Annotated in this window: 6 protein-coding genes and 1 pseudogene; 5 read left to right on the forward strand and 2 right to left on the reverse strand. The window is 56.4% G+C overall.

Annotated features, from left to right (window positions below; genetic code table 11):
- The coding region (locus H0V34_14865) for a DNA ligase (GenBank protein MBA2492904.1) at positions 1-1,344 on the reverse strand (1,344 nt) is incomplete at its 3' end.
- 27 nt (positions 1,345-1,371) lie between these two features.
- Between H0V34_14865 and H0V34_14870 the strand changes: the two genes are divergently transcribed.
- The 5 genes and pseudogenes from H0V34_14870 to H0V34_14890 all read left to right on the forward strand — a co-directional run bounded on the left by H0V34_14870 (position 1,372) and on the right by H0V34_14890 (position 4,393).
- A complete protein-coding gene (locus H0V34_14870) occupies positions 1,372-2,229 on the forward strand; it encodes a Ku protein (protein ID MBA2492905.1) in 858 nt (285 codons plus the stop codon).
- Positions 2,230-2,241: 12 nt separating this feature from the next.
- Positions 2,242-3,066: a tetratricopeptide repeat protein gene (locus tag H0V34_14875; protein MBA2492906.1), complete on the forward strand. Its 825-nt coding sequence runs from the start codon at positions 2,242-2,244 to the stop codon at positions 3,064-3,066.
- Between the two features lie 102 nt (positions 3,067-3,168).
- Entirely contained in the window at positions 3,169-3,384 is a 216-nt protein-coding gene (locus tag H0V34_14880) for a hypothetical protein (GenBank protein MBA2492907.1), read from the forward strand.
- Positions 3,385-3,662: 278 nt separating this feature from the next.
- Positions 3,663-4,124 (forward strand): PA2169 family four-helix-bundle protein, encoded by a 462-nt coding sequence (locus tag H0V34_14885; protein MBA2492908.1) that lies wholly within the window; start codon positions 3,663-3,665, stop codon positions 4,122-4,124.
- Between the two features lie 160 nt (positions 4,125-4,284).
- A pseudogene (locus tag H0V34_14890) lies at positions 4,285-4,393 on the forward strand (IS481 family transposase).
- Between the two features lie 49 nt (positions 4,394-4,442).
- Here H0V34_14890 and H0V34_14895 read toward each other — a convergent pair.
- Positions 4,443-4,631, reverse strand: a 189-nt coding sequence (locus H0V34_14895) for an IS256 family transposase (GenBank protein ID MBA2492909.1), incomplete at its 5' end; no start/stop codon positions are given.

Here is a 4,631-nt window from a genome sequence, read left to right on the forward strand (position 1 = left end):
GGTAAACCCCGTCCCGGCTCGCCCTGCATAGACGAGGGTATCGTTCTCGTACTGCGCGAGGAGTAGTGCTCCAAATTCCGGCTGTGTACCTTTTGGATCCGTGTACCCGACGATGACGAAGTCGTCAGTCTTGTCCAGAGTGATCTTGATCCAGTCGCGTGAACGGCCGGCTCGATAGGCGGCGTCCGCCCTCTTTGCCAGTATCCCTTCTAACTTTAGGTGCTGTGCTTGACGATACAGCGCGTCGCCATGCGTCTTGACGTGCTCCGAGTAACGTATCGGCCCGACCGAGGGCAATATGCCTCGAAGAAGCTCCTTTCTTTTTATGAGTGGCAGCGCTCGCAGGTCGTGTCCTTCCAAACCCAGGACATCGAACGCATAAAAGGTGACGGGTAAATCAACCGTCGCCCGTTCGATGTCTTGACGACGCGTCAGACGTCCCCGTTTCTGCAGGCGTCCGAAGTTGGGCCTCCCCTCCTCGTCGTGCACGACCGCTTCGCCATCGATGACCAGTTGATTAAACGGTAACGCGGCCACGACATCGGCGATCTCCGGAAACTTCGCCGTCAAATCGTTGCCAGCACGAGAGTACAGGGTCACAACACTACTAGCGCGCCCGGCAAGCAGTCGATATCCATCGAACTTGACTTCGAATATCCATCCAGTCTTCGTGAATGGCTTGCCGGGGTGCGCCAGCATGACCTTAGCCCGTGTTGACGAGACCGCTTTGGCGGGCACCTTAAGGCGTTTCAATCTGCCGACGATGCGTTTGGCAGGGTCATGCCGCGCTTTGATTTGTTGCGCGGTGAGGCCGGACAAGATCGAATCGGGCGAGAGGGCCTCGGTGCCGCCGTCGAGGACATGGCTGTCAGTCTCCTTGATCAACAGCCAGTCTTGCGGGCTCTTGCGTGTCTTTACCAGTGTCCATCTGCCCCGCAGTTTGTAGCCGCGCAGTTCGAACAAGAGTTTGCCTTTTTCGAGCCCCTCAGCAGGGTCGCCAATCGGCAACCAGTTACCTCGATCCCATACGATCACGCCGCCGGCACCGTAGTTCCCCTCTGGAATTACGCCCTCAAACGCTGCGTACTCCAGCGGATGATCTTCCACGTGCACAGCGAGACGTTTGTCGGCGGGGTTTGGGGAAGGGCCCTTGGGCACCGCCCAGGACATGAGGACGCCACCTAACTCGAGCCGGAAGTCGTAATGCAGCCGTCGGGCGGCGTGATGCTGGACAACAAACAAATGCCCTGTGGCTCGCCTGATTTGCCCAGATGGCTCCGGCGAGCGGTCGGCCGTGCGCTTTGTGCGGTACGCCTCAAGCGGGTCGCGGGTAGTTGCCGCCATGTGATTCCCGGTTATATGATGCTGGTCATGGCTATGCGATCACTTGCATCTGCGACGATTTCATTCGGATTGGTTTCAATTCCGGTCAAACTGTTTACTTCCTACGAAAGCTCGACCTACATTCATTTTAATCAAATCAACAAGAAAGACGGTGCTCGGGTCAAGCAACAATTAGTCTCGGCCAAGACGGGTGAACCGGTAGCCAGAGAGGATATCGTCAAAGGCTACGAGTTCACTAAGGACCAGTATGTCCTGTTTAGCAATGAGGAACTTGAGACGCTTGAGCAGAAAGCCACGCAAACGATCGATATCGCAGAATTCGTACCCGCCGACAAGGTCGACCGCATCTATCTGGACCGCGTGTACTATCTCGGTCCGGACAAGGGTGGGACCCGAGCGTATCGCCTGCTTGCCCAGGCGCTACGAGATACCGGTCGCGTCGCGCTCGCGCGCTATGCGGCCCGTGGCAAGCAATACCTTGTCCTGGTGCGGCCGCAAGATGACGGCCTGATTATGGAGCAACTGCGTTACGCGAGCGAGATTCGTCCGTTCTCCGAGGTGAAAATCGATGATGCGACAGTCAACAAGGCCGAGTTGAAGCTCGCTGTACAGCTTATCGAGCAGGCTAAATCGGACGAGTTTCAGCCCGAGAAGTACAAAGACGAGGTGCGCGAACGTATGCTCGAATTGATCCAGCGCAAGGTTGAAGGCGAAGACATCTCGGTGACGGTCGCGGAAGAGCCCGAGCACAAGATCATCGACATGATGGAAGCCCTCAAGGCCAGCCTTGCGGCCGGTAAGCGAGATGCGGGTGTGAAGCGCAAGCCTGCGAGGCGCGTAACGAAGAAGGCAGCAGCGACAGGCAAATCCGCAGGCAGAAAGTAGAATCCGTTCGCAATGGCGGCGTATACCATCCGGGACGTTGCCCGGCTTCTCGATCTCCCCAGCTCCAGAATCAGATCATTCGCTCGCGCTGGGCTGACCACCGCGGCGAAAGACCGCCGCGGCAAATACCGCTTCTCCTTTCAGGATCTGATCTTGCTGCGTACAGCTGAGGAACTTAGTGCGGCCTCAATCCCCGTTCGCAAGGTCTATCGCACGTTGAGGACGCTAAGAGCGCAGCTTCCGAAGGGGGCGCCGTTGAGCGCGGTGCGCATTGTAATCGAACACGACGATGTTTTAGTACAGGACCAGCAGGCGGTCTGGGACCCGATAACGGGGCAAGCCAGGTTGAATTTCTCGATTGGCGACATGGCGAGCCAGGTCGCACCGCTGATCCGTGGCGCCGCGCAAGCTGCGGCGCTGAAACCGGATACATCGGACGATGAATGGTTCGATATGGGGCTGGATTTTGAATGGGCTGGGGCCGTAGAAGACGCAAAGCTTGCTTACGCGCGAGCGATAGAACTTAACCCTGACCACAGCAGCGCACACATCAACGTGGGCCGACTGTTGCAGGAAGAAGGGCAAGCGGCCGGCGCTGAGGCGCATTATCGCCACGCCCTTTCAGTAGATTCAGAGGACGCTACTGCCGCGTTCAATCTCGGTAGCGTGCTAGAGGATCTCGGTCGCCGACACGCGGCGATTGAATCCTACCAAGAAGCACTTGCGATAGATCCCAATCTTGCCGACGCGCATTATAACTTGTCGGCCCTTTACGAGGACACGGGAAACCGCGGAGCCGCGCTGAGGCATTTGATACGTTATAAGGCATTGGAGTGACAACAGCCTGAGCGCCACGGAGTAACTTCTTGTGTCTACAACTGCCGCCTTAGGCATGGGTGTTGCGTGCAACGGTAACTTTACCTAAAGCGAGGGATTCAGATGAAAAATCCTTGGATTAAGAAAAACCCATACATGAGCATGTGGTTGAGTGGTGCCAATGCAGTAGCAGGCTCGGCCCGCAGCCGCGCCGCGGCTGAAGGCAAGCGCCATGCGGCGACCATGATGACGACAAGCGCCAAGCAGATTGTCGACTTTTGGAGTGGTGTCCTGCTGACTCCATCGTCACCAAAGAAAAGGAAGAGAAAGCGTCGTTAATCGGCACCTAATGCGACATGTCGCGGGCGTATTAACATCCGCGTAATTAGGGGCCGGGCCGAAGATCCTCGTGGCAGCGGATTAGAAGGACAAGGCTTCCACGCGTCTAAAGACCCCGATATAGGAATATTGCAATGGCCGAAGATAGAAGGAGCAGCATCAATCCCTACCTGGGCCGCGGCATTTGATGCTCTCAACACACTCATGATTGCATGCGGCACAGTATTTGCCAGCATTAATGGCGTGAACCCGACAACTATGAATAACCGGAGTCGTTGATGAATAACGCCGAGATTATTTCAACGCTGAACAATCTGATCGAAACCTGCAAAGACGGTGAGCAGGGGTTTCTGGATTGTGCGGAGCAGGTAAGCGATGCCGGCTTGAAGTCGAAACTGAAGGAGCGTGCCCAACGATGCGCCAATGGCGTACGTGAACTACAGGACCAGGTGAAGCAACTGGGTGAAGAACCCGAAACCAGCAGCAGCACGACCGGCAGAATGCATCGCGGCTGGGTGAATTTCAAAGCCACGATTACGGCGCAGAGCGATAAATCCATACTGGAAGAAGTCGAGCGCGGCGAGGATATAGCCCTGAAATCTTACCGTAAAGCGCTTGACGCAGACTTGCCAGCCGAAATTCACGCGATCGTCGAGCGCCAGTATCAAGGTGTCGAGCAGAACTATCGGGAAGTGCGTGAACTGCGGGAACATGCGACCAGTCCGCGTTCGCCCCGGTGAGCTTGGGTACGATCGCCGAAGGTGACCGTCCGAATGTGCAGTCCTGTGCGATTGGCTGCCTGAACGCGGAGTTACCCGTAACCAGTGACGATACTCTTGGGGCGTCGAACTAGGTGATACCGTGAGCAAGCGTTGAGTAGTTAGCCAGGCGTGTTGGGTGATGGGGTACAGCCGCGACAGCTTTTATTGGGTTAAGGAGCGTTACGATAAAGGTGGTGAGCTGTCGGAACCAAGAGCTCAGTCGGCGCAAGCCGGTGTTGAAGAACCGCACGGCGCCGGGAGGGTGTCAGAAATTCTGTGTGTGAGCCGCTTGTTTAATCAATCACTGATAATGAATCGATCCTCGAACTGAATCGCCAGTTGTGCCTTGGCCGCATGCCAGGCGATGGGTGGATTCTTCCACTTCGCGGTGATGTAGCGCAACGCCAGCCAGATCAGTTTAACTGCGGCCTCATCGCTGGGGAAATGCCCTTTGTTGCGAATGCTCTTGCGCACCTGACTGTGTAG

It is taken from the genome of Gammaproteobacteria bacterium (assembly GCA_013696315.1).
GTDB lineage: Bacteria > Pseudomonadota > Gammaproteobacteria > JACCYU01 > JACCYU01 > JACCYU01.